The sequence below is a fragment of the Vibrio sp. R10-SF1-ISO8 genome (assembly GCF_059833805.1).
The window spans coordinates 1-23,147 of the sequence record NZ_JCBDHL010000015.1 but is presented as its reverse complement, the minus strand read 5'-3'; the positions used below and the strand labels follow the sequence as shown (position 1 = coordinate 23,147).

19 protein-coding genes, 1 tRNA gene and 2 rRNA genes are annotated in these 23,147 nt (G+C 46.6%); 11 read left to right on the top strand and 11 right to left on the bottom strand.

The genetic code is table 11. The features are described 5' to 3' along the window. The first annotated feature begins 341 nt into the window (after positions 1 to 341). From frdA to frdD, 4 genes are read left to right on the top strand one after another with little or no spacing between them, the layout of a single operon-like run. A complete protein-coding gene (gene frdA / locus AC6R00_RS11035; protein ID WP_239827318.1) occupies positions 342 to 2,159 on the top strand; it encodes a fumarate reductase (quinol) flavoprotein subunit in 1,818 nt (605 codons plus the stop codon). Further along, on the top strand, positions 2,159 to 2,914 hold the full coding sequence (locus AC6R00_RS11030; protein ID WP_239827319.1) for a succinate dehydrogenase/fumarate reductase iron-sulfur subunit: 756 nt from the start codon (positions 2,159 to 2,161) through the stop codon (positions 2,912 to 2,914). Before frdA ends, AC6R00_RS11030 begins: the two co-directional genes overlap by 1 nt. A 2-nt stretch (positions 2,915 to 2,916) precedes the next feature. Continuing rightward, positions 2,917 to 3,300, top strand: coding sequence for a fumarate reductase subunit FrdC (gene frdC, locus AC6R00_RS11025; RefSeq protein ID WP_239827320.1), 384 nt, complete (start codon positions 2,917 to 2,919; stop codon positions 3,298 to 3,300). A 12-nt stretch (positions 3,301 to 3,312) separates the two neighbouring features. Then, the gene (frdD, locus tag AC6R00_RS11020; RefSeq protein WP_069667309.1) at positions 3,313 to 3,690 is read left to right on the top strand and encodes a fumarate reductase subunit FrdD; all 378 of its coding nucleotides are present in this window, start codon (positions 3,313 to 3,315) and stop codon (positions 3,688 to 3,690) included. An 82-nt stretch (positions 3,691 to 3,772) separates the two neighbouring features. On the opposite strand, the gene AC6R00_RS11015 is transcribed toward frdD, so the two are convergent. From AC6R00_RS11015 to priA, 6 genes are all read right to left on the bottom strand, one after another. Next, complete coding sequence (locus AC6R00_RS11015; RefSeq protein ID WP_239827321.1) at positions 3,773 to 5,371, bottom strand: BCCT family transporter; 1,599 nt, start codon at positions 5,369 to 5,371, stop codon at positions 3,773 to 3,775. Between the two features lie 277 nt (positions 5,372 to 5,648). Further along, the gene (hslU, locus tag AC6R00_RS11010) at positions 5,649 to 6,983 is read right to left on the bottom strand and encodes an ATP-dependent protease ATPase subunit HslU (RefSeq protein WP_004743264.1); all 1,335 of its coding nucleotides are present in this window, start codon (positions 6,981 to 6,983) and stop codon (positions 5,649 to 5,651) included. A gap of 50 nt (positions 6,984 to 7,033) precedes the next feature. Continuing rightward, complete coding sequence (gene hslV, locus AC6R00_RS11005; RefSeq protein ID WP_239827322.1) at positions 7,034 to 7,576, bottom strand: ATP-dependent protease subunit HslV; 543 nt, start codon at positions 7,574 to 7,576, stop codon at positions 7,034 to 7,036. A gap of 355 nt (positions 7,577 to 7,931) precedes the next feature. After that, complete coding sequence (ftsN, locus tag AC6R00_RS11000) at positions 7,932 to 8,480, bottom strand: cell division protein FtsN (RefSeq protein ID WP_239852797.1); 549 nt, start codon at positions 8,478 to 8,480, stop codon at positions 7,932 to 7,934. Between the two features lie 118 nt (positions 8,481 to 8,598). Next, the gene (gene cytR / locus AC6R00_RS10995; protein ID WP_239852794.1) at positions 8,599 to 9,606 is read right to left on the bottom strand and encodes a DNA-binding transcriptional regulator CytR; all 1,008 of its coding nucleotides are present in this window, start codon (positions 9,604 to 9,606) and stop codon (positions 8,599 to 8,601) included. Between the two features lie 356 nt (positions 9,607 to 9,962). Continuing rightward, positions 9,963 to 12,164 carry a primosomal protein N' gene (priA, locus tag AC6R00_RS10990; RefSeq protein WP_500640434.1) on the bottom strand — a complete coding sequence of 734 codons (2,202 nt, stop codon included), beginning with the start codon at positions 12,162 to 12,164 and terminating at the stop codon, positions 9,963 to 9,965. 283 nt (positions 12,165 to 12,447) lie between these two features. Here priA and rpmE point away from each other — a divergent pair, with 283 nt between their 5' ends. Beyond that, a complete protein-coding gene (rpmE, locus tag AC6R00_RS10985) occupies positions 12,448 to 12,666 on the top strand; it encodes a 50S ribosomal protein L31 (RefSeq protein WP_004743259.1) in 219 nt (72 codons plus the stop codon). A 256-nt stretch (positions 12,667 to 12,922) separates the two neighbouring features. Beyond that, positions 12,923 to 14,200 carry a malic enzyme-like NAD(P)-binding protein gene (locus AC6R00_RS10980; RefSeq protein WP_500640433.1) on the top strand — a complete coding sequence of 426 codons (1,278 nt, stop codon included), beginning with the start codon at positions 12,923 to 12,925 and terminating at the stop codon, positions 14,198 to 14,200. Between the two features lie 103 nt (positions 14,201 to 14,303). Here the strand turns inward: AC6R00_RS10980 and metJ are convergent, their stop codons facing one another. Then, the gene (gene metJ, locus AC6R00_RS10975; protein WP_004743257.1) at positions 14,304 to 14,621 is read right to left on the bottom strand and encodes a met regulon transcriptional regulator MetJ; all 318 of its coding nucleotides are present in this window, start codon (positions 14,619 to 14,621) and stop codon (positions 14,304 to 14,306) included. A gap of 219 nt (positions 14,622 to 14,840) precedes the next feature. Here metJ and AC6R00_RS10970 point away from each other — a divergent pair, with 219 nt between their 5' ends. The 3 genes from AC6R00_RS10970 (at position 14,841) to metF (ending at position 19,539) form a co-directional block, all read left to right on the top strand. After that, a complete protein-coding gene (locus tag AC6R00_RS10970) occupies positions 14,841 to 16,007 on the top strand; it encodes an O-succinylhomoserine (thiol)-lyase (RefSeq protein ID WP_486795146.1) in 1,167 nt (388 codons plus the stop codon). After that, positions 16,007 to 18,418, top strand: a complete 2,412-nt coding sequence (locus AC6R00_RS10965; protein WP_500640432.1) for a bifunctional aspartate kinase/homoserine dehydrogenase II — start codon at positions 16,007 to 16,009, stop codon at positions 18,416 to 18,418. The genes AC6R00_RS10970 and AC6R00_RS10965 overlap by 1 nt, the downstream gene beginning before the upstream one ends. 230 nt (positions 18,419 to 18,648) lie before the next feature. Further along, positions 18,649 to 19,539, top strand: coding sequence for a methylenetetrahydrofolate reductase (gene metF / locus AC6R00_RS10960; protein WP_500640431.1), 891 nt, complete (start codon positions 18,649 to 18,651; stop codon positions 19,537 to 19,539). Positions 19,540 to 19,636: 97 nt separating this feature from the next. Here metF and zapB read toward each other — a convergent pair whose 3' ends face one another. Continuing rightward, positions 19,637 to 19,879 carry a cell division protein ZapB gene (gene zapB, locus AC6R00_RS10955; protein ID WP_171325587.1) on the bottom strand — a complete coding sequence of 81 codons (243 nt, stop codon included), beginning with the start codon at positions 19,877 to 19,879 and terminating at the stop codon, positions 19,637 to 19,639. A 313-nt stretch (positions 19,880 to 20,192) separates the two neighbouring features. On the opposite strand from zapB, the gene glpX reads away from it, so the two are divergent. Both glpX and AC6R00_RS10945 read left to right on the top strand, forming a co-directional pair. Next, positions 20,193 to 21,200, top strand: a complete 1,008-nt coding sequence (glpX, locus tag AC6R00_RS10950) for a class II fructose-bisphosphatase (protein ID WP_500640430.1) — start codon at positions 20,193 to 20,195, stop codon at positions 21,198 to 21,200. Between the two features lie 46 nt (positions 21,201 to 21,246). Further along, on the top strand, positions 21,247 to 21,549 hold the full coding sequence (locus AC6R00_RS10945) for a hypothetical protein (RefSeq protein WP_500640429.1): 303 nt from the start codon (positions 21,247 to 21,249) through the stop codon (positions 21,547 to 21,549). A gap of 277 nt (positions 21,550 to 21,826) precedes the next feature. Here the strand turns inward: AC6R00_RS10945 and AC6R00_RS10940 are convergent. The 3 genes from AC6R00_RS10940 to AC6R00_RS10930 all read right to left on the bottom strand — a co-directional run. Then, positions 21,827 to 21,903: transfer RNA gene (locus tag AC6R00_RS10940), tRNA-Asp, on the bottom strand. Between the two features lie 31 nt (positions 21,904 to 21,934). Continuing rightward, a 5S ribosomal RNA gene (rrf, locus tag AC6R00_RS10935) occupies positions 21,935 to 22,050 on the bottom strand. A 92-nt stretch (positions 22,051 to 22,142) separates the two neighbouring features. Then, a 23S ribosomal RNA gene (locus AC6R00_RS10930) occupies positions 22,143 to 23,147 on the bottom strand; the annotation flags it as partial.

Sequence of the window (23,147 nt, the reverse complement as noted above, 5' to 3'; positions counted from 1 at the left end):
AAATTACCACCGCTCAACAAGCTTACATGTGAAGCAAGATTTCAACGTATTACAGAACAAAAATTCGCCTAGCCTGTATTAGATATTGCCCAAGCTAATGTCATGTAACAGCGCCTTAACAAACCTCTACTATCTACTGCTCTGTCAATCATTTCTTGCCGTGATTGCAATCACATAACCTATATTTTTTATGCTCTTGAATGCATTACCGGAGCAAAAACCTAAATACATCAATTTTTCTGCAAACTAGCTCTTCTACACTAACCCTACCACTTTTGGGGAATTACCCCATTTAACTATAACAAGCGGATTACTCCGCAAATTCACACTGGAGGATAACTGTGCAAACTATCACCACAGATATCGCAGTCATCGGCGCAGGCGGCGCTGGTCTTCGCACTGCTATTGCAGCAGCTGAAGCAAACCCTGATTTAGAAGTCGCACTCATTTCTAAAGTTTATCCAATGCGTTCTCACACGGTCGCAGCGGAGGGTGGCTCGGCAGCAGTTATCAAGGATGAAGATAGTCTAGACAACCACTTCAACGACACTGTTGGCGGTGGTGACTGGCTATGTGAACAGGACGTTGTTGAATATTTTGTAGAAAACGCGACTCGCGAAATGATCCAAATGGAGCAATGGGGCTGCCCATGGAGTCGTAAAGAAAACGGTGAAGTCAACGTACGCCGATTTGGTGGTATGAAAGTTGAGCGTACATGGTTCGCGGCTGATAAAACTGGCTTCCACATGCTTCACACCCTATTCCAGACATCAATGAAGTACGACAACATCAAGCGTTTTGATGAGTACTTTGTGGTGGATCTGCTTGTCGATGAAGGCGAAGTGCAAGGCCTTATCGCTATCCACATGTCAGAAGGTGAACTCGTTACGATTAAAGCCAAGTCTGTTGTTTTAGCAACAGGTGGCGCAGGTCGTGTTTATCACTGTAATACTAACGGCGGTATCGTAACCGGTGATGGTATGGCAATGGCTTACCGCCATGGCGTACCTCTACGTGATATGGAATTCGTTCAGTACCACCCAACAGGTCTTCCAGGTACAGGTATCCTGATGACCGAAGGCTGTCGTGGTGAAGGTGGTATCATCGTTAACAAGAATGGCTACCGTTACCTACAAGACTACGGCATGGGCCCTGAAACTCCAGTTGGCCAGCCAAAGAACAAATACATGGAACTAGGTCCTCGCGACAAGGTTTCACAGGCTTTCTGGCACGAACAGCAGAAAGGCAACACCATTAAACATCCTCTAGGTGATGTGGTTCATCTAGACCTTCGCCACCTTGGTGAAGAGTACCTGCAAGAGCGTCTACCGTTTATCTGTGAGCTAGCGAAAGCATACGTTAACGTTGACCCTGCGAAAGAGCCGATTCCAATTCGTCCAACGGTGCACTACACCATGGGTGGTATTGAAACTAACGGCGAATGTGAAACGCGCATTAAAGGTCTATTCGCAGTAGGCGAATGTGCTTCTGTTGGTCTTCACGGCGCTAACCGTCTAGGTTCTAACTCACTGGCTGAGTTTGTGGTATTCGGCCGTGTTGCTGGTGAACAAGCAGTGAAGCGTGCAGCGGAATTCAAGGGCTGGAACGAAGAGTCTATTGCAGCTCAAGTCAAAGATGTTGAGCAGCGTATCGCAGCATTAATGAACCAAGAAGGCGATGAAAACTGGGCAGATATCCGTACTGAAATGGGTCATACCATGGAAGCGGGCTGTGGTATCTACCGCCAAGAAGATTTGATGCAAGCGACCATTGATAAAATCACTGAGTTGAAAGAGCGTTACAAGCGCATCAGCATCAAAGACAAAGGCAAAGTGTTCAACACTGACCTTCTGTACGCTATCGAAGTCGGTTACGGCCTAGAAGTCGCAGAAGCTATGGTTCACTCTGCGATCCTACGTAAAGAGTCTCGTGGTGCCCACCAGCGTCTAGATGATGGTTGTACTGAGCGTGATGACGTAGAGTTCCTCAAACACTCGCTGGCTTTCTTCCAGCCAGATGCTGCGCCAACTATCGACTACAGCAAGGTGACTATCACTAAGTCACAGCCTAAAGCTCGTCTATACGGTGAAGCCGCAGAGAAAGCAGCCGCTGAAGAAGCAGCAAAAGCGGCACAGAAGAACGCAGAGGAGCAAGCATAATGTCAGCAAATCGCATCCAAAAAGTAGAGATTCTGCGTTATGACCCAGAGAAAGACGCAGAACCGCACTTCCAGACCTTTGAAGTGCCATTCGATGAAACTATGTCGACCCTTGATGCACTTGGCTACATCAAAGATAACCTAGATAAAGACCTATCTTACCGTTGGTCTTGTCGTATGGCGATCTGTGGTTCATGCGGCATCATGGTTAACGGCGTGCCGAAACTAGCGTGTAAAAGCTTCCTGCGCGATTACCCAAACGGCGTGAAGATCGAGCCACTGGCAAACTTCCCAATCGAGAAAGACTTGATTGTCGACATGACGCCATTCATTGAACGCCTTGAAGCTATCAAGCCTTACATCATCGGTAATGATCGTAAACCTGAAGATGGTACTAACCTGCAAACGCCAGAGCAAATGGCCAAGTACAAGCAGTTCGCAGGTTGTATCAACTGTGGTCTATGTTACGCAGCATGTCCGCAGTTTGGTCTAAACCCTGAGTTTATCGGCCCTGCTGCACTGACTCTTGCCCATCGTTACAACCTCGACAGTCGTGACAATGGTAAAGCAGAGCGTATGGCGATGATCAATGGTGAAAACGGCGCTTGGGGCTGTACCTTCGTGGGCTACTGCTCTGAAGTATGTCCGAAGAACGTCGATCCGGCGGCTGCAGTAAACCAAGGTAAAGTCGAGTCTTCTATGGACTTCGTGATTGCTATGCTGAAGCCTGACGGCACACCAGCAAAGGAGGCATAAGAATGAGTAACCGTAAACCTTATGTTCGTGAAGTAAAACGTACTTGGTGGAAAGATCATCCTTTTTACCGCTTCTACATGCTTCGCGAAGCGACTGTACTGCCTCTGATCCTATTTACTGTCTTCCTGACTTTCGGTTTAGGTTCACTAGTGAAAGGTCCTGAAGCTTGGCAAGGCTGGCTTGAGTTTATGGCCAACCCAGTGGTCATAGCGATTAACATCGTTGCGCTAGCGGGCAGCCTACTGCATGCTCAAACGTTCTTCAGCATGATGCCTCAGGTAATGCCGATTCGCTTAAAAGGTAAGCCAGTGGATAAGAAAATCATTGTGCTTACTCAATGGGCAGCCGTGGCATTTATTTCTCTGATCGTGCTGGTAATCGTTTAAGGAGCTATGACTATGAAACCTAACTTTTCTGTAGATAGAGCCCCTAAGCGTTCTGATGAGCCAATTTGGTGGGGGTTATTTGGCGCTGGCGGTACTTGGTTTGCCATGATTACCCCTGTGACTATTCTGGTTCTAGGTGTACTTGCTCCATTGGGCATTATCAATGCGGAAGCCCTAAGCTACGAGCGAGTGGTTGATTTTGCAACAAGCATCATTGGCGCTCTATTTATCATTGGTACGCTAGCGCTACCGATGTGGCATGCAATGCACCGTGTCCATCATGGTATGCATGACCTTAAGTTCCATACTGGTTTGGTTGGCAAAATCGCCTGTTATGCATTTGCAGGCTTGATCTCTGCCCTCGCAGTGATCTTTATCTTTATGCTTTAATCTAGCTAGCACTAATGATAAATCCCTCGCCTAAGCGAGGGATTTTTTTATCGTACCAATCGGGATAAATCTCTGCTTGGTATCAAACTAATTTCTGTTGCTTGGCCATCTCATGCGCTAACTGCGGTGCCGCCCACAGTGAGGGCAAGATAATAAACGAAGCAGGCACAGCGGTAATGACGATAAAAGATTGCAGTGCAGAGATACCACCTTCCCCCATAGAGATCAGCACTATCGCAATCACCCCCATGACCAGCCCCCAAAATGAGCGAATTAACGCATTCGGTTGACTGTCACCCGTCATGACCATGCTAATGGTATACGTCATTGAATCGCCAGTGGTGACGATAAAGGTAGTGGTCAAAATCAAAAATAGAATGGAAATCAGCGTAGAAAAAGGCAATTGCTGAGTCATGGCTAGCAATGCGCCAGGAAGATTAAAACCGTCAAAGCCTGCTTTCATACTGCCCGGGTTAGCCAATTCAAATGCTAAACCACTGCCACCGACAATGCTAAACCAGAAGCAAGTAATCAAAGGTGCAGCAACGCTGATCGCTAAAATCAATTGGCGAATGGTACGGCCACGGGAAATTCGCGCGATAAAGATCGCCATCATAGGCGCATAACCGATGAACCACCCCCAGAAAAACACCGTCCACCAGCTCAGCCAGTTTGTATCACCGCGATAGAGCGCCATGGCGACAAAGTTGTCTGCCAGATTACCCACACCTTGAATATAGCCATCGATGATAAAGCTAGTTGGCCCGGCAAGCAGGATAAAGACGACTAATGCCAATGAAAGGATGATGTTGTAACGGCTGACTATCTGAATACCTTTGCTCAAACCGCTTAGCGCTGACAAGGTATAGGTGGCCATTGCCAACAATACAACTAAGGTTTGCGTCATCAGACCATCGGGAATACCAAACAGTGCATTAACTGCATAGCTGATTTGTAAGCCTAGAAAGCCAATAGGACCGATGGTTCCCGCGGCAACCGCGATGATACTCAAAGCATCCACTATATTGCCCAGCTTGCCATCAATCACTCGCTGGCCAAAGATCGGATAGAGCAAGGTGCGCGGTTTGAGCGGTAGCCCTTTGTCATAATGAAGGTGCATCAATACGATTGAAGAGAGCGAGCCTAAGATCGCCCAAGCAAGAAAGCCCCAATGCATAAAAGACTGTGATAAGGCATTGATCGCCATATCACGAGGTTGAGATTGGCCAAAAATTGGCGGCGCCGAGACAAAATGCGCAATTGGCTCAGCTGCAGCCCAAAACACACCACCGCCAGCTAATAAAGTACAGAGCAAAATCGACAACCATTTAAAAGTACCGACCTCAGGTGCTGGCAATCCACCAAGACGAACATAGCCTGTTTGACCAAGCGCGAGATAAAGCCCAATCGCAAAGTTGGCCAGCATCAACATTTGCCAGTAGCCACCAAAGTACTGGGTCGCGTAGCCAAAACCACTGTTCACTAGCGAGGTGAGCAGTTGGGCGTCCAGCAGCGCGAGCAAGACAAACAATGTAAGAAAACCACCGCTGAGCCATAACACTGGATTTGAAAGCTCAAGCTGAGCGGCAATTTTGGATTTATTCGATAGAGAATATGAAGAGGTCGAATCATCGACATTAGATGTGCAGGGGTCGCCTGCTGCCAAACTGGCTCTAGACATGTAAGTCTCGCTTTTGCTGCCCGAATAACTCGGGTAGACGAATTTACCTCAACAGTTGCATTAGAATGTGAGGACGGTCATAAAAGCGCGCCATCATACAGACAATAAAACTAAATTGACACCTCAAGTCGATGCTTTTATATACAAGCCCGGGGTAGATGCAGCAGCTTATACGCTCAAACCTCGAACAGCGATAAGAGAGAATACTCATTCAAACATAGAGTTAGATATAAAAAAGCCCGCTCGTATTGAGCGGGCTAAACAAGCTATTGGTGATCTAAAGAATAAAGCGGCTTAGATCTTCATCTTCAATAGTATCGCCTAGTTTACCTTTCACGTACGCAGCATCAATGGTCAACTTAGAACCAGACTTGTCTGTGGCTTCGAATGAAATCTCATCCATCAGGCGCTCCATTACTGTGTGTAAGCGGCGAGCACCAATGTTTTCTGTTGTCTCATTCACTGTCCAAGCCGCTTCTGCGATTTGAGTGATACCATCTTCAGTAAACTCAACATCGACATCTTCTGTCTTCATTAGCGCAACGTATTGCTCTGTCAGTGATGCTTTAGGCTCAGTCAGGATACGTTTGAAATCATGACTTGAAAGCGCTTCTAGTTCGACACGGATCGGTAGTCGACCTTGCAGCTCAGGGATAAGATCCGATGGCTTAGCCACTTGGAATGCCCCTGACGCAACAAATAGAATGTGGTCTGTTTTCACCATGCCGTGCTTAGTTGAAACTGTGCTACCTTCAATCAGTGGTAGTAGGTCACGTTGCACACCTTCACGAGAGACATCAGGGCCAGAACTTTCGCCACGCTTACAAATCTTATCGATCTCATCGATAAACACGATACCGTTATTCTCAACGTTAAAGATCGCCTGCTCTTTCAGCTCTTCTTGGTTCACAAGCTTAGCTGCTTCTTCTTCGGTCAATGCTTTGAAGGCATCTTTGATCTTCAGTTTACGCTTCTTCTTAGTATCGCCCGCTAGGTTTTGGAACATACCTTGAAGTTGGTTAGTCATCTCTTCCATGCCCGGAGGAGCCATGATCTCGACACCCATTTGCGGAGCCGCAACATCGATTTCGATCTCTTTGTCGTCTAACTTGCCTTCACGAAGCTTCTTGCGGAAGATTTGACGTGTATTAGAAGCGCTATCATCTTGCTGCTCGTTTTGACCCCAAGCATCGCGAGCTGGCGGTAGCAGAGCATCAAGAATACGTTCTTCAGCTTGCTCTTCAGCACGGAACTTTACTTTTTCCATCGCTTGTTGATGAGTCATCTTAATTGCAACATCAGTAAGGTCACGGATAATCGTTTCCACTTCCTTACCAACATAACCGACCTCAGTAAACTTAGTCGCTTCAACCTTGATAAACGGTGCATTCGCCAGTTTCGCTAGGCGGCGAGCAATTTCAGTTTTACCGACACCAGTAGGACCAATCATTAGAATGTTTTTTGGTGTCACTTCAACACGCAAGCTCTCTTCAAGCTGCATACGGCGCCAACGGTTACGCAGCGCAATCGCCACTGAGCGCTTTGCGTTCTCTTGGCCGATAATATGGCGGTTCAGTTCATGGACAATTTCGCGGGGAGTCATTTCAGACATAGTCAGTTTCCTTAAATTCTTATAGCCACTATCTTTGCTTGTTCAGCCGTTTACTCAGCTTGAGCGGCTGGGATTTCTAGTTCTTCGATAGTGTGGTGATGGTTGGTGAACACACAGATATCACCCGCGATTTTGAGTGATTTTTCTGCAACTTCACGTGCATCTAATTCGGTATTTTCTAATAGTGCAGTAGCCGCAGCTTGGGCAAAGTTACCGCCAGATCCAATGGCAATCAGATCGTTTTCAGGCTGTACCACATCACCGTTACCAGTAATGATCAATGATGCAGTTTCATCAGCGACTGCCAACAGTGCTTCTAACTTACGTAAAGCACGGTCACTACGCCAGTCTTTAGCTAACTCTACTGCCGCCTTAGTCAGGTGACCTTGGTGCATTTGCAGTTTACTTTCAAACTTTTCAAACAGCGTGAAGGCATCTGCCGTACCACCAGCAAAGCCAGCGAGCACCTTATTGTTATACAGGCGACGCACTTTACGAGCATTACCCTTCATTACTGTGTTACCCAGAGATACTTGTCCATCACCAGCGATGACGACTTTGTTGTTACGACGTACAGATACAATGGTAGTCACGAGTAGGGCCTCATAGTTGTTTTAATCTTAGTGTTAAGGATTATATGAGGTTATAGCGAGAGGAATTCAAGGGGTAATGGAGCTAGAGAGCTAGAGAGCTAGAGAGCTAGAGAGCTAGAGAATCTTGAAGGACTGACGTATTGCTTCAATCCTTTTTCATTTTGGATAACTGGATAACTGGATAACTGGATAACTGGATAACTGGATAACTGGATAACTGGATAACTGGATAACTGGATAACTAACGTTGAGCCGCACTTCAATAAGGAGTCAACCTAACTATCTAGAAGGGCGAAGCCCGCTCCAGCTATCCACACAAAAAAAACGAACCCATCAGGGTTCGCTTTTAATATCTTTATTGCGCTTCTTTCCAGATTGCACAAGGCTCGATTTTGGCGCGCTGAAGTTTATGCTTATCGCGTTCAGCATCACGCTTAAACTTGTATGGACCTAGAACGACACGGTACCAACTGCTGCCTTCCTTTTTACGAATTTTGCTGTTGATACCTTGGAATGCGATATCCAGTTTACGTGTTTCAGCTTGCTGAGCGGTTTTGTAAGCGCCACACTGCATAATGTATGGGATTTCCGAAACGACCTGTTCTTTCGCTTTTACCTCAACTTCACGGCTTGGCAAGGTATCGACGTAATCCCACTTCTCTTCTGGAGGAGGTGGCAGCTTCGCTTGTGGCTTTGGTTTAGGCTTAGATTTTACCGGCTCTGCAACAGGTGCAGGCGGCTCTGGATCGTTACTTAGAACATACAACCCATAGCCAAATACACTCGCCAATAAAATGGCAAGTAAACCACTTCGCCATGGTTTGCGTCGCGGGGCAGACTTTTTCTTTGCAGGCTTACGGCTACTTCCGCCACGGCCTCTTTTTACGTAATCTCGATTCGCCACTAGTAAACATCAATACCATCAATTACCACTGCCGATATGTTAAATCAGATTGCTCAGTTATGACAGAGTAGAAATGGAAGCGGCGCATCAAAAATGCGCCGCTTACAAAGGTTAGAATCTAGAGCACTCTTGGTGGCGCAGCGCTTTCACGTACCACGAGTTTGGTTTCAAGCAACCTCGAACCAGCGCGAACATCATGCCCACGTAGCAGTTCAAGCATCATAAGCATTGCTTGACGACCGATCTCATAACGAGGCTGAGAAATGGTCGTTAACGGCGGATCGCAGTATTGAGCAAAGTGAATATCATCAAACCCTACAATAGAAAGGTCTTGAGGAACACGTAAGCCTAGCTTCTTCGCCTCTTGGATCGCACCAATGGCCATCGCATCGTTATGACAGAACACTGCCGTTGGAGCATCTGGCAATGACAATAGTTGACGGATCGCTTTTGCTCCAGCCTCAAAGGTGAAATCACCGGTAGTACAGTAATTCGGGTTCATGGTGATCCCAGCGCGTCGCAGCGCTTGTTGATAACCTTGATGACGGAATTGACATAGAACCGCTGTTTCAGGGCCAGAGATTTGTGCAATTCGCTTGTGGCCCATTTGCGTTAAGTAGTTCACCGCTTCAAAGGCAGAGGTCAAGTTGTCGATATGTACTGTGGGTAGTTCTAACTCTGGTGCAAACTCACAAGCCATTACCATAGGCGGTAAGTTCTTTTGTTCAGGTTTACTAACGTCAAATGGAAGATCTGTACCAAGCAGCAACATACCATCCGCTTGCTTAGTAAATACTAGGTTTACAAATGAGCTTTCACGCTTCTTCTGTTGCCCACTATCACCAAGTAAAACGATGTATCCGTGCTCCATTGCCGCATCTTCAATTCCGCGAATGATCTCGGTGTAGTAAGGATCACAAATATCAGGAATGATTGCGATGATTGTTTTTGATTCGTTACGACGCAAGTTACGCGCTAACGAGTTTGGTGAATAACCAGCTTCTAAAACAGCATCTTCGACTCTTTTCCTTGTCGCTGACGATACCTTTTCTGGATTCATTAGCGCTCTAGACACTGTCGCTGTTGAAACTCCCGCAAGCTGGGCAACATCCTTCATTGTCGCCATATATAATTAACCCTCTTCATTTCCAAATTGGCAGCTCAAGCGCCACCTAAGCCTCTAGTTGAAATGCATCTCATCGGTTGAACGGCCAAATTGATGTCGACTTGTAGGCTAAAATACCTATCTTCTCATTTATTTGCACTGAGCAAACGTTTAACTCACACACAATGACCTGAGAGCAACATATTGCACAAGACCTAGTTTATTCATTTCAAAACACAAAGTTACGGGAGATTTAACAAAATCGGCAGTCAATAGGCGATCTGAATCACAAATAAATGAAAAAGGTGTGAATGTGAAGAAACTCAATAGCCTCCAATGGCACGAAGTATCAAAAACTAGGGTAGGTTTTCACACCGTTAACTCAGATCCTGAGGCTCAATGTCTAAGCTCCAACGCACTTTCTTCGCATTCGGCAACATTTGGATTGCAGGCTTAGCGCTTGCAAGTAGCTTTTGCATTACGGGGCGACTTTGTGTTTGCAGTAGAAGCTGCCAACGATACTTACCAGCGCGTTTTGCTAGCGGTGCTGGCGTCGGTCCAAGTACTTGGCAATGATCATCAAACAGAGGATGCGCCTCTAGCGTATGACGGACCTGGCGTAAAAACTCCTCGACTGGCTGAGAATGATTCGCTTCAGCCTTAAACAGAGTCAGAAACGAATACGGTGGTAACTGCGCTAGCTTTCTCTCTTGTAACGCTGTTTCTGCAAAGTGGCGATAACTCTTAGTTAATAACGCTTGCAGTAGGCTATGTTCTGGGTGGTGGGTTTGCAGCACCACCTCTCCCGGCTTGCTTGCGCGTCCTGCTCGTCCCGCTACCTGTATAAACAGTTGTGCTAGACGCTCGGACGCTCGGAAATCACTGCTATAAAGAGAACCATCCACATCTAATAGTGCCACTAGAGTCACGTCTGGGAAGTGATGACCTTTGGCCAACATTTGCGTACCAATCAAAATTTGATACTCACCATTACGAATCGCCCCTAACGCAGTCTCTAGGCTGCCTTTTCGACGCGTGCTGTCTCGATCAATACGGATGGTTTTAAACTCTGGAAAAAGCTCAGCAAGCTGTTTTTCTAACTGCTCAGTTCCAACACCTACTGTTACCAAGTGCGTTGAACCACAACCCTGACATTGATGAATAATCGGTTGTTGGGAGCCGCAATGGTGGCAGCGAATTTCATTGCTGTTCTGGTGATAGGTATAATAAGCATCACAACGTTTACATTCCGCAATCCAGCCGCATTCATGACACATCAATGCCGGAGAAAAACCGCGTCGGTTTAAAAACAGCATCACTTGGTTGCCTGCCTTTAAATGGCGACGCATTTCGGCGATGAGTGGCGCAGAAAGACCACTCTCTAGGTATAGCCCTTTAACATCTAGCACTTTGTTGGTTGTTGGCGTCGCCGCTCCCGCACGAGAAGAAAGCACTAGATGATGGTACTTGCCACTTAAGGCGTTATGTAGAGTTTCTAAAGCTGGCGTGGCTGAGCCAAGCACAATTGGGATCTGCTCTTTGTTAGCACGCATCACCGCCACATCACGCGCATGGTAGCGCAGACTATCCTGCTGCTTGTACGAAGCATCATGCTCTTCATCAACGATAATAATGCCAAGATTGGCAAAAGGCGTGAGCAGTGCAGAGCGAGTACCAATCACAATGCCAGCGGCGTTATCACGCGCACTAAGCCAAGCATTAAGTCGCTCTGTATCATTTAAACCCGAGTGCACTACCTCAACCGGAACATTAAAGCGTTTCCTAAATCGGTTAATGGTTTGCGGCGTTAAACCTATTTCAGGCACAAGAACTAACGCTTGTTTGCCTTGCTCAAGCGCAGGTTTAATCAGGTTGAGGTACACTTCCGTTTTACCAGAACCCGTTACCCCTTCTAGCAGGTAACAAGCGAAACCTTCATTGCTATTAACCGTCGCAATCGCCACTGCCTGCTCAGAGTTTAGCTTTGGCTTATCGACATCAGCTTCAACGTCGTGTTTCCACTCACGAATCACTGGTCTTTTCTCTATCGATTCAATCCAGCCTTTTTCTGCCAAGGTCTTTAGTACAGATGAACTGATCTCTTCATCGACAAAACGTTGATGCGAAATCGAGCCTGACTCCAGCATATGCATCACTTTGGCTTGTTTAACCGCGCGGCCGAAACCTATCATCAGTTGGTCTCGACCACTTGCGGTGAGCTGCCATTCCACCAGCGTCGCGAAATCGGCGTCTTTACCTTTTCTCAGCGCACTCGGCATGGCATTAAACAAAGTGTCACCAAGCGGATACTGATAAAACTGACTGCACCAAAATAGCAAGGAGTAGAGCTTTTCTGGCCACACAGGCTGGCTATCCAACACGAGCTTGATCGGCTTAAGCTTATCTAGGCTGAACTCTGACTCATTCACCAGCGCAGTGACAATGCCAACCAGAGTTTGACGACCAAAAGGGACAGAGACACGCCCACCAATGATAGGAAATAGGTGGTTGGGAATCTGATAATCAAACTGTTTATCGAGAGGCACAGGCAATGCCACGCGCGCAATTGTTGGTCGCATAATAGGCTATACAGCTAAATGAAAGGTTACGTGAGTTAGTCTAAGGGAAAAGCCTAGCAGTGGAAAGAGAGCGCAATTCAAGCCTGAAGAATAACTTAGGCTAAAAAAGTAGCGATTTCGGATCTAAACTGGTTGATCCTAAGTCAGGTATTCATTACTATATCGCGCCTTAGTGATATGGCTAGCTTTACAGCAGCGGTATCCGAAAAGGTTTTTTATTAACTACGTGTGGTGTCCGGCTTAGAATCGGATAGCGACACGGCCTATATTTAGAGGTTCTCCCATGAAAGCTGGTATCCACCCAGAATACAAAGCAGTAAAAGCGACTTGTTCTTGCGGTAACTCTTTTGAGTTCAACTCAACTCTAGCTAAAGAGTCTATCCACCTAGACGTATGTGACAAATGTCACCCATTCTACACTGGTAAGCAACGTATCGTTGATACAGGCGGCCGTGTTGATCGCTTCAACAAGCGTTTCGGTGCTCTATCAAGCAAGAAGTAATTTCTTCTTAGCCGAATCTAAAAAGGACGCTCAGGCGTCCTTTTTTGTTATCTGTCACTCACGCAATATCCATTTTGCAGAGTAATCTATTATTAATTTTAATATTCGCTAGCCATATCTCTGTTCATCTGGTCTTATCTCCAGTCATTTACTACTTTTTATTGCTTCGGCTCGCATTCTGACCTAGGCAGCTTGACTTAGTTACTCTAGAATGGATTTCCCCATTCCATATAATTATTAATGAGTACCTACACCTATGTCAGACGACAATCGCCAAGAAGTATCCCCAGAAGAACAGTTTCGTCAGCAAGCTTTGGATTATCATGCTTACCCAACTCCAGGTAAAATTGCAGTCGCACTGACCACACCAGCAGAAACGGCAAAAGATCTTGCTCTAGCCTATAGTCCTGGTGTGGCAGAGCCTGTACGTGAAATCGCACAAAACGCTGACAACGTCTACAAGTACACATCAAAAGGCAACATGGTTGCTGTTATCTCAAATGGTACGGCGATTCTTGGTCTTGGCAACTTAGGTCCTCTTGCATCTAAACCTGTAATGGAAGGTAAATCACTGCTTTTCAAACGCTTTGCGGGTTTAGATTCAATTGATATTGAAGTAAAGCACCGTACTATCGAAGAGTTTGTCGATACCGTTGCTAACATCGCCGATACTTTTGGTGGTATTAACTTAGAAGACATCAAAGCGCCAGACTGTTTCGAAATCGAAAAGCAGTTGATTGAGCGTTGTGATGTACCTGTTTTCCACGATGACCAGCACGGTACGGCGATTGTTACCGCAGCAGGTATGCTTAATGCCATTGAACTTCAAGGGAAGAAGTTAGAAGACACAACGATTGTGTGTCTCGGTGCAGGTGCAGCAGCAGTAGCATGTATGGAGCTACTGATTAAGTGTGGCGCGATGCGTGAGAAAATCTACATGCTTGACCGTAAAGGTGTTATCCACACTCGTCGTGACGATCTTAACGAATACAAACAACTATTCGCCAACAACACAGATAAGCGCACACTAGAAGACGTTATCGAAGGTGCTGACCTGTTCCTTGGTGTATCAGGCCCTAACCTACTCTCACCAGAAGCTCTTCAGTTGATGGCAGACAAACCTGTGGTCTTTGCGTGTTCTAACCCAGATCCAGAGATCAAACCTGAACTTGCTCACGAAGTACGTAACGATCTGATCATGGGTACTGGTCGTAGTGATTACCCTAACCAAGTAAACAACGTGCTGTGTTTCCCATTCATCTTCCGCGGTGCATTAGACGTACGCGCAAGTGAAATCAACGATGAGATGAAACTGGCAGCGGTAGACGCTATTCGCCAACTAGCGAAAGAAGAAGTACCAGCCGAAGTCCTAGCAGCTGCTGGCGTTGATGCACTGTCATTTGGTCCTGGTTACATCATTCCAAAACCAATGGATCCACGACTATTGCCTCGTGTTGCTAAAGCCGTTGCTCAGGCCGCTGTTGACTCAGGTGTTGCTCGCATTGAAATGCCAGAAAATTATATGGCCGAGTAAATTGGCTAAATAGTCTCTTCGAGAACGAAAAAACCGCTGTTAAGACAGCGGTTTTTTTAATTCAATTTCGTCAGCGTGCGAAAATTAGGTGCGACTATTTTTATTATTCGTCGAAAGATTCGAACTCAATTCCCATCTCTGTCATCAGTTTTTTCACTTCAGCAGGGAGATCGTCTGGGCGGTCTTTACGTAAATCTTCATCAGTCGGCAGTGGCTGCCCGGTATATGCATGCAAAAAAGCTTCACACAATAGCTCGCTGTTTGTTGCGTGGCGCAGGTTATTAATCTGGCGGCGAGTACGCTCATCAGTCAAAACCTTTAATACTTTCAATGGAATAGAAACTGTAATCTTCTTTACTTGTTCGCTTTTCTTTCCATGCTCAGCATATGGGCTAATGTATTCGCCATTCCAATCTGCCATTGCGCACCTTTCGTTATTTATTATGGTTGAAAATAGAATCCCTAATTTTAGCGGTATTTATAGCCACAAGCAAAGACATATAGACGTCTAGAAGTGTTGACGTCCACAAAAATGATAAGTAAAGTGGAAAGGCATGGGATTGGAATAACATATATCTAACAAGATAAAGGTATAGCGTATTCCCAAATAGAAGTCACTAAAGTTCGAAAGGAAACACTTATGAGCACCCGCAAACCAGCCACAATCGCGGTACGTACTGGTATCGAGTCCGACACTCAACATCACGCAGTTGTTCCACCTATTTACCTCTCGACGAATTATGGCTTCCCAGCCTTTGGTGATGTACCAAAGTACGATTACACCCGCTCAGGCAACCCAAACCGCGGGCTACTCGAAACTGCTCTATTTGAACTTGAGTCAGGTAAAGGCGCGGTCGTGACCAATTGTGGTACTTCAGCGCTGAATCTATGGGTATCCGCTTTCCTTGGCCCAGATGACCTTATCATCGCACCTCACGATTGCTACGGTGGTACTTACCGTCTATTCAATACCCGTGCAAATAAAGGTGATTTCAAAGTTCTATTTGTTGATCAATCTAACGAGCAAGCCTTTGCTGAAGCCCTAGCTAAAAAGCCTAAACTGATCCTATTGGAAACACCATCTAACCCGCTAGTTCGTGTCGTCGACATCGCAGACGTATGTGAGAAAGCCAAACAAGTTGGCGCTCTAGTGGCTGTCGACAATACCTTTTTGACACCCGTGTTCCAAAAGCCTTTAGACCTTGGCGCCGACTTTGTTATTCACTCAACCACTAAGTATATCAATGGTCACTCTGATGTTATTGGTGGTGTTGTCATTACCAAAACAGAAGAACACGCGGAAGAGCTCGCTTGGTGGGGTAACTGTATTGGTGCGACAGGCACACCATTTGATAGCTATATGACATTACGCGGCATCCGAACTCTGGGGGCGCGAATGAAGGTACATGAAGAAAGCTCTCGACAAATTTTAGGCTTCTTACAGACCCAAGATTTAGTCGGTAATATCTATCACCCTAGCCTACCTGAACACCCAGGCCATGAGATTGCTAAAAAGCAGCAAACTGGCTTTGGGTCTATGCTCAGCTTTGAATTCGCAGGTAGCTTTGAACAACTTAAATTCTTTGTTGGTGAACTAGAACTGTTTTCCCTTGCAGAATCTCTTGGCGGTGTAGAGAGCCTAATCTGTCACCCAGCGTCAATGACGCACCGAGCAATGGGAGAAGAAGCACTTGCAGAGGCTGGCGTTTCTCAACAACTGCTGCGCCTGTCGGTTGGGCTTGAAGATGCAGAAGATTTAATTGCTGACCTTGAACAAGCTTTCGCAAAAGCTAAGGAAGCCTTCTAATGTCTACTCAACCTCAACTCCATAAGTTTGGCGGAAGCAGCCTAGCCGATCCTGAATGCTACCGCCGCGTCGTCGGTATCTTAAAAGAATATTCACAATCAGAAGATCTGATTGTTGTTTCAGCCGCAGGTAAAACGACCAACCGTTTGATTGCATTTCTCGAAGCCCTCAATAAAGATGGCCGTATTGCTCATAAAGAACTCCAAGCACTACGCCAGTTTCAAACCGAGCTGATTGAAACGCTTATTGAGGGAGAAGTAAAACAGCAGCTACTCGCTACTTTAAATGATGAGTTCAGCACCTTGGGCGAGTTGACTTATCCACTCAACGAAGCAGAGAAAGCAGCTGTTTTAGGTCATGGCGAAGTTTGGTCTTCACGCCTATTGGCAGCGCTGCTCAATCAACACTCCCTACCTGCTGTGGCTCAGGATGCTCGCGCATTTTTACGTGCTGAAGCGGGTACTCAGCCTGAAGTCGACTTTGGTGCTTCTTACCCGCTAACTAAAGAAGTATTGGTACAACACGCTCACCATAGAGTGGTGATCACTGGCTTTATGGCTCAAGATAGCCAAGGGCATACCGTGTTACTAGGGCGTAATGGTTCTGACTATTCAGCAACCGTTATCGGCGCGCTGGCAGAAGCGAAACGCGTAACCATCTGGAGTGACGTAGCAGGTGTATACAGTGCAGACCCAAGATTAGTATCCGATGCCTGTCTTCTACCGTTGTTACGCTTAGATGAAGCCAGTGAGCTTGCAAGACTTGCTGCCCCTGTACTGCATAGCCGTACGTTACAACCCGTCGCTCAAAGTGCGATGGATCTACATCTTCGTTGCAGCTACCAACCAGAATCTGGTTCTACACGCATAGAACGTGTGCTTGCCTCTGGTCGCGGTGCAAAAATCATCTCATCACTAGATGAAGTGCTATTAATTCAACTCAATTTCACCTCTGGTCATGATTTCCAACGAGTCGAAAATGAGGTACTTGCAAGCCTCAAGCGAGCGCAGCTTGAACCACTGACTTATGAAGCTCAAGCAGACCAACATTGCTTACGTCTCGCTTATACAAGTGAAATAGTGGGTGGCGCTTTAGAGTATCTACAAGACGCAGCAATTGAAGCGGAGATTAAGCTTAAAGAAGGTTATTCGATGGTAGCCGCGGTAGGTGCTGGCGTAACCAAGAATGCCAACCACTGCTATGGTTTCTACCAGCAACTGAAATCTTCACCTGTCGAGTTTATTTCAGAATCATTGTCCGGGCTTAGCTTAGTTGCCGTTTTACGCACAACCGATACAAAACCCTTAGTTAAAGCTATTCATAGCCAATTGTTCCAAGCCCAGAAACGTGTCGCTATTGCCCTGTGTGGTAAAGGCAATATCGGCTCAAGCTGGTTAGAACTGTTCACCGAGCAAAAGAGCGAACTTGAAAAGCGTCATGGTATGAACTTTGAGTTAGTGGCTGTGATTGATAGCCAAACTTATTGGTTCGACCCGAAAGGAATTGATGCAAGCCAAGTTGGTGTTCATTTCGATGACGAAGCGATTAGCCACGAAGGAAACGACTGGATTGAAAAACTCGGTGCTATTCAAGGCTATGATGATCTTGTTGTGTTGGATGTGACTGCCAGTCAAACCTTAGCCCAACGCTACTTAGAAATTGCGGAGCAAGGCATGCACTTGATCTCGGCAAATAAAGTCGCGGGGTCAGCTTCTAGCCAATACTACCATCAGGTTCAAGACGCCTTCGCAAAGATCAATCGTCACTGGCTTTACAACGCTACCGTTGGTGCAGGGCTGCCAATTAACCACACAGTTCGAGACCTACGAGAAAGCGGCGATGACATTATCGCATTATCAGGTATTTTCTCAGGCACCCTCTCGTGGCTATTCCAGCAATACGATGGCAGTGTTCCTTTCGCCGAGCTGGTAGACCTAGCGTGGCAACAAGGTTTAACTGAACCCGACCCGCGCAGTGACTTAGACGGTTCAGACGTTATGCGTAAACTCGTCATCCTCGCGCGCGAGTCAGGCCTTGCATTGGAGCCAGAAGCGGTAAAAGTTGAAAGTTTGGTGCCTACAGAGCTCGCAGAGCTATCTCTAGATGAATTTCTTGATAGGAGTGCACTATTAAGCGAACTGCTCGCAGAACGCCTTGAGAAAGCTCAGCGCGAAGATAAAGTGCTTCGCTATGTCGCAAGATTAGAGAAAAATGGCACCGCAACGGTAGGTGTTGAAGCTCTAAGCAAAGAACATGCTTTAGCGAACTTGCTGCCATGTGACAATATATTCGCTATCGAGAGTAAGTGGTATAAAGATAACCCGCTTGTTATTAGAGGCCCAGGCGCAGGCAAAGAAGTCACCGCAGGTGCGATTCAATCTGATTTGAACCTCCTCTCAAGTTTAATCTAACTCACAAAGGCGCTGATCTCCTCAGCGCCTTTTTACTCTATTCTCTTTCAAGCCTGCATCAATTTAATTCAACTAAACTTGAAGTCAGCTCATGGTTAAGTTGAAAAATATTCATAATCACATTATTGACATTAAATCGTATTCATTACATTCTGTAGACATATAGACGTCTAAACGTCGATTTGAAATTTTAGAGTTTTATGGCACGGAGTGGCCACAGGGAGAGTAAGATGGGATACACGCACGCGAGTCATATCGACGCCTTAAATCAAAATATCGCTGAACTATCTGACAATATCAACGTGTCATTCGAGTTTTTTCCACCTAGTAGCGAAAGGATGGAAGAAACACTTTGGAACTCTGTGCACCGCCTTAAGACTCTACAACCAAAATTTGTTTCGGTTACCTATGGTGCTAACTCCGGTGAGCGAGATAGAACACACTCGATTATCAAAGAGATCAAAGATCAAACAGGTCTGGTTGCCGCACCGCACTTAACCTGTATAGATGCCTCACGCGAAGAGCTTATCCAAATCGCCGATGACTACTGGGCAAATGGTATTCAAAGTATTGTCGCGCTGCGTGGTGATATTCCCCCAGGTGGTGGTAAGCCTGAAATGTATGCTTCTGATCTCGTCACGCTACTAAAAGAGCGTCATGACTTCGATATCTCAGTGGCGGCTTTCCCTGAAGTTCACCCAGAAGCAAAAAGCGCTCAAGCTGACCTACTTAACCTAAAACGTAAGGTAGATGCAGGTGCGAACCGAGCTATCACTCAGTTCTTCTTTGACGTAGAGAGTTACTTGCGATTCCGTGACCGCTGCGTGGCGGCAGGAATTGATGTTGAAATTGTTCCTGGTATTTTACCTGTTTCGAATTTCAAGCAAGCTTCTCGCTTTGCAGCGCAGAACAACGTTAAAGTTCCGGGATGGATGGCTAAGCAGTTTGAAGGTTTGGACGATGATCCAACGACAAGGCAGCTAGTTGGAGCAAGCCAAGCGATTGATATGGTGCGTACATTGAGTCGTGAAGGGGTTAAGGATTTCCATTTCTACACTCTAAACCGTGCGGAAATGACTTACGCCCTGTGCCACACTTTAGGCGTTCGCCCTAAAGCATAGGCAATATTCAAAAATGACCAATTATTGCTTGGTCATTTTTGTACATAGAAAGCAAAAAGGCTGAACCTGAGTTCAGCCTTTTTTATTCGAGTAGTGATTACTCTACTTCATCCATTTTGCCAAGTAGGCTACGGATGCGCTCTTGCCAAGCAGAGTGCTCTTGCTGCATTTGCTGAGCTTTTTGTTCTAGCTCTTCACGATTGCTACGTAGTTCGTTTGCTTCAGTTGCTAGCTTTTCTTTCTCTTCTTTCAGTTCTTCAACTTCCATTTGTAGAAGAGCAATTGTATCTACTGCAGTTTGGATTTTTGCTTCTAGTTGTTCTAATACTTCAAAAGACATCTTAGCCTACCTATCTATTATTCGGAGAAGGTTTCGGTCACCTATGTTCCAAAACCATTTGCAACCATTCTACTCAGCCGAGAGCGGATAAACACGCCCTATATTGTAGTTTTTTTGCCATTCGATTAAAAAAACAGCGTAAATTGACAACGGCCTTACATCCCTCAAGCGAGCGACATCTATTTGTTAATTTAACCTGTTAGATTGATCCAGTTCAATGGCTGTTCGAGCAAAAAGGCAAACGTTTCCTTTCTGATATGATAAGATCCTGCCGTTTTTGTTTTTCTCTCTTTCCTAACACTTTGGAGTCTTCATGAAACGCGATTTAGCAATGTCATTTTCTCGAGTTACCGAGGGTGCAGCTTTAGCAGGTTACAAGTGGCTTGGCCGCGGCGATAAGAACGCAGCAGATGGCGCTGCTGTTGAAGTCATGCGCAGCTTACTTAATAAAACCGAGATCAGTGGAGAGATCGTGATCGGTGAGGGCGAAATCGACGATGCGCCAATGCTGTACATTGGTGAAAACGTAGGTATTGGTGGAGACGAAGTAGACATCGCCGTCGATCCTATTGAAGGCACGCGTATGACTGCAATGGGTCAATCTAATGCTTTAGCAGTGCTAGCTGCCGGTGAAAAAGGCAGCTTCCTTAAAGCTCCAGACATGTACATGGAGAAGTTAGTTGTTGGCCCTGGTGCAAAAGGCTGTATTGACCTCAATAAACCCCTCAAAGAAAACCTAGAGAACATCGCGCAAGCGCTGAACAAGACTCTAGATACACTTGTGGTCATTACCTTAGCAAAGCCTCGTCACGATGAGGTTATCGCAGAAATGCAGGCAATGGGTGTTCGCGTCTTTGCTGTGCCAGATGGCGATGTTGCTGCGTCTATTCTAACTTGTATGCCTGATAGCGAAGTCGACGTCATGTACTGTATCGGTGGCGCTCCTGAAGGTGTTGTTTCAGCAGCTGTCATTCGCGCTTTAGACGGTGATATGCATGGTCAACTACTACCTCGCCATGAAGTGAAAGGTGATAGTGAAGAAAACCGCATCTATGGCGCTGCAGAGCTTAAACGCTGCGAAGAAATGGGCGTGAAAGCGAATGTCGTACTTAAGATGGAAGACATGGCACGTAGCGATAACGTTGTATTCTCTGCAACTGGCATTACTAAAGGAGACCTACTTGAAGGTATCTCTCGCCAAGGTAATATCGCTACGACTGAAACTCTGTTAATCCGTGGTCGATGCCGTACTATTCGTCGTATTAAATCGACTCACTACCTTGAGCGTAAAGATCCTGAAGTAAGAGATATCATTCTTTAATAGGTGAACATCAAAATCATAGAAGGTCAGCTGCTGCTGGCCTTTTTTGTTTGGTAAAGAGCAGGAGGCGGGAACGGACTTCGTCCTACGGAGAACTGGAGAACTGGAGAACTGGAGAACTGGAGAACTGGAGAACTGGAGAACTGGAGAACTGGAGAACTGGAGAACTGGAGAACTGGAGAACTGGAGAACTGGAGAACTGGAGAACTGGAGAACTGGAGAACTGGAGAACTGGAGAACTGGAGAACTGGAGAACTGGAGAACTGGAGAACTGGAGAACTGGAAAATTGTGTCTTTTAGGAGACGAGTGCTGTCAACACCTTCTAAATCATCGGCTCTACCAACTTAATTTCAACAGTTACCTCTCGTAGGGCGAAGCCTGTTCTCGCATCTATAGCGAAGCGTTCCCGAGGACGCAGTCCGTTCCATCTCTCCCATAAAAGCAAGAAGCCCGTTGCGATAGCAACGGGCTTCCAAAACGACGAAAGCCTAGTCGTAAGACTAGGCTTTCTTAATAAGTGGCGGGTCGGCCGGGCTTGCGGGCAAGCGGGACTCGTTGGTCGCAGACCAAAATAATCCCGTAGATACAAAAAGACCTCAGCATTGCTGCTGAGGTCTGGAATAAGTGGCGGAGCGGACGGGACTCGAACCCGCGACCCCCGGCGTGACAGGCCGGTATTCTAACCAACTGAACTACCGCTCCGCACTGGTTAGACCTAAAGTCTAAATTTAAAGCCTGGCGATGTCCTACTCTCACATGGGGAAGCCCCACACTACCATCGGCGCTAATTCGTTTCACTTCTGAGTTCGGCATGGAATCAGGTGGGTCCAAATCGCTATGGTCGCCAAGCAAATTCTTTAATTCGGAAAGCTGTTATTAAGTTCTGTAGTTACACATTCAAAGTTCTTGCTTTGAGTCCATCAAAACCCTTTGGGTGTTGTATGGTTAAGCCTCACGGGCAATTAGTACAGGTTAGCTCAACGCCTCACAACGCTTACACACCCTGCCTATCAACGTTCTAGTCTCGAACAACCCTTTAGGACCCTCAAGGGGTCAGGGAAGACTCATCTCAGGGCTCGCTTCCCGCTTAGATGCTTTCAGCGGTTATCGATTCCGAACTTAGCTACCGGGCAATGCGTCTGGCGACACAACCCGAACACCAGAGGTTCGTCCACTCCGGTCCTCTCGTACTAGGAGCAGCCCCCTTCAATCTTCCAACGCCCACGGCAGATAGGGACCGAACTGTCTCACGACGTTCTAAACCCAGCTCGCGTACCACTTTAAATGGCGAACAGCCATACCCTTGGGACCGACTTCAGCCCCAGGATGTGATGAGCCGACATCGAGGTGCCAAACACCGCCGTCGATATGAACTCTTGGGCGGTATCAGCCTGTTATCCCCGGAGTACCTTTTATCCGTTGAGCGATGGCCCTTCCATACAGAACCACCGGATCACTATGACCTGCTTTCGCACCTGCTCGAATTGTCATTCTCGCAGTCAAGCGGGCTTATGCCATTGCACTAACCTCACGATGTCCAACCGTGATTAGCCCACCTTCGTGCTCCTCCGTTACTCTTTGGGAGGAGACCGCCCCAGTCAAACTACCCACCAGGCACTGTCCTCAACCCGGATAACGGGTCTAAGTTAGAACATCAACACTACAAGGGTGGTATTTCAAGGACGGCTCCGCCGATACTGGCGTACCGGTTTCAAAGCCTCCCACCTATCCTACACATGTAGGGTCAATGTTCAGTGCCAAGCTGTAGTAAAGGTTCACGGGGTCTTTCCGTCTAGCCGCGGGTACACTGCATCTTCACAGCGATTTCAATTTCACTGAGTCTCGGGTGGAGACAGCGTGGCCATCATTACGCCATTCGTGCAGGTCGGAACTTACCCGACAAGGAATTTCGCTACCTTAGGACCGTTATAGTTACGGCCGCCGTT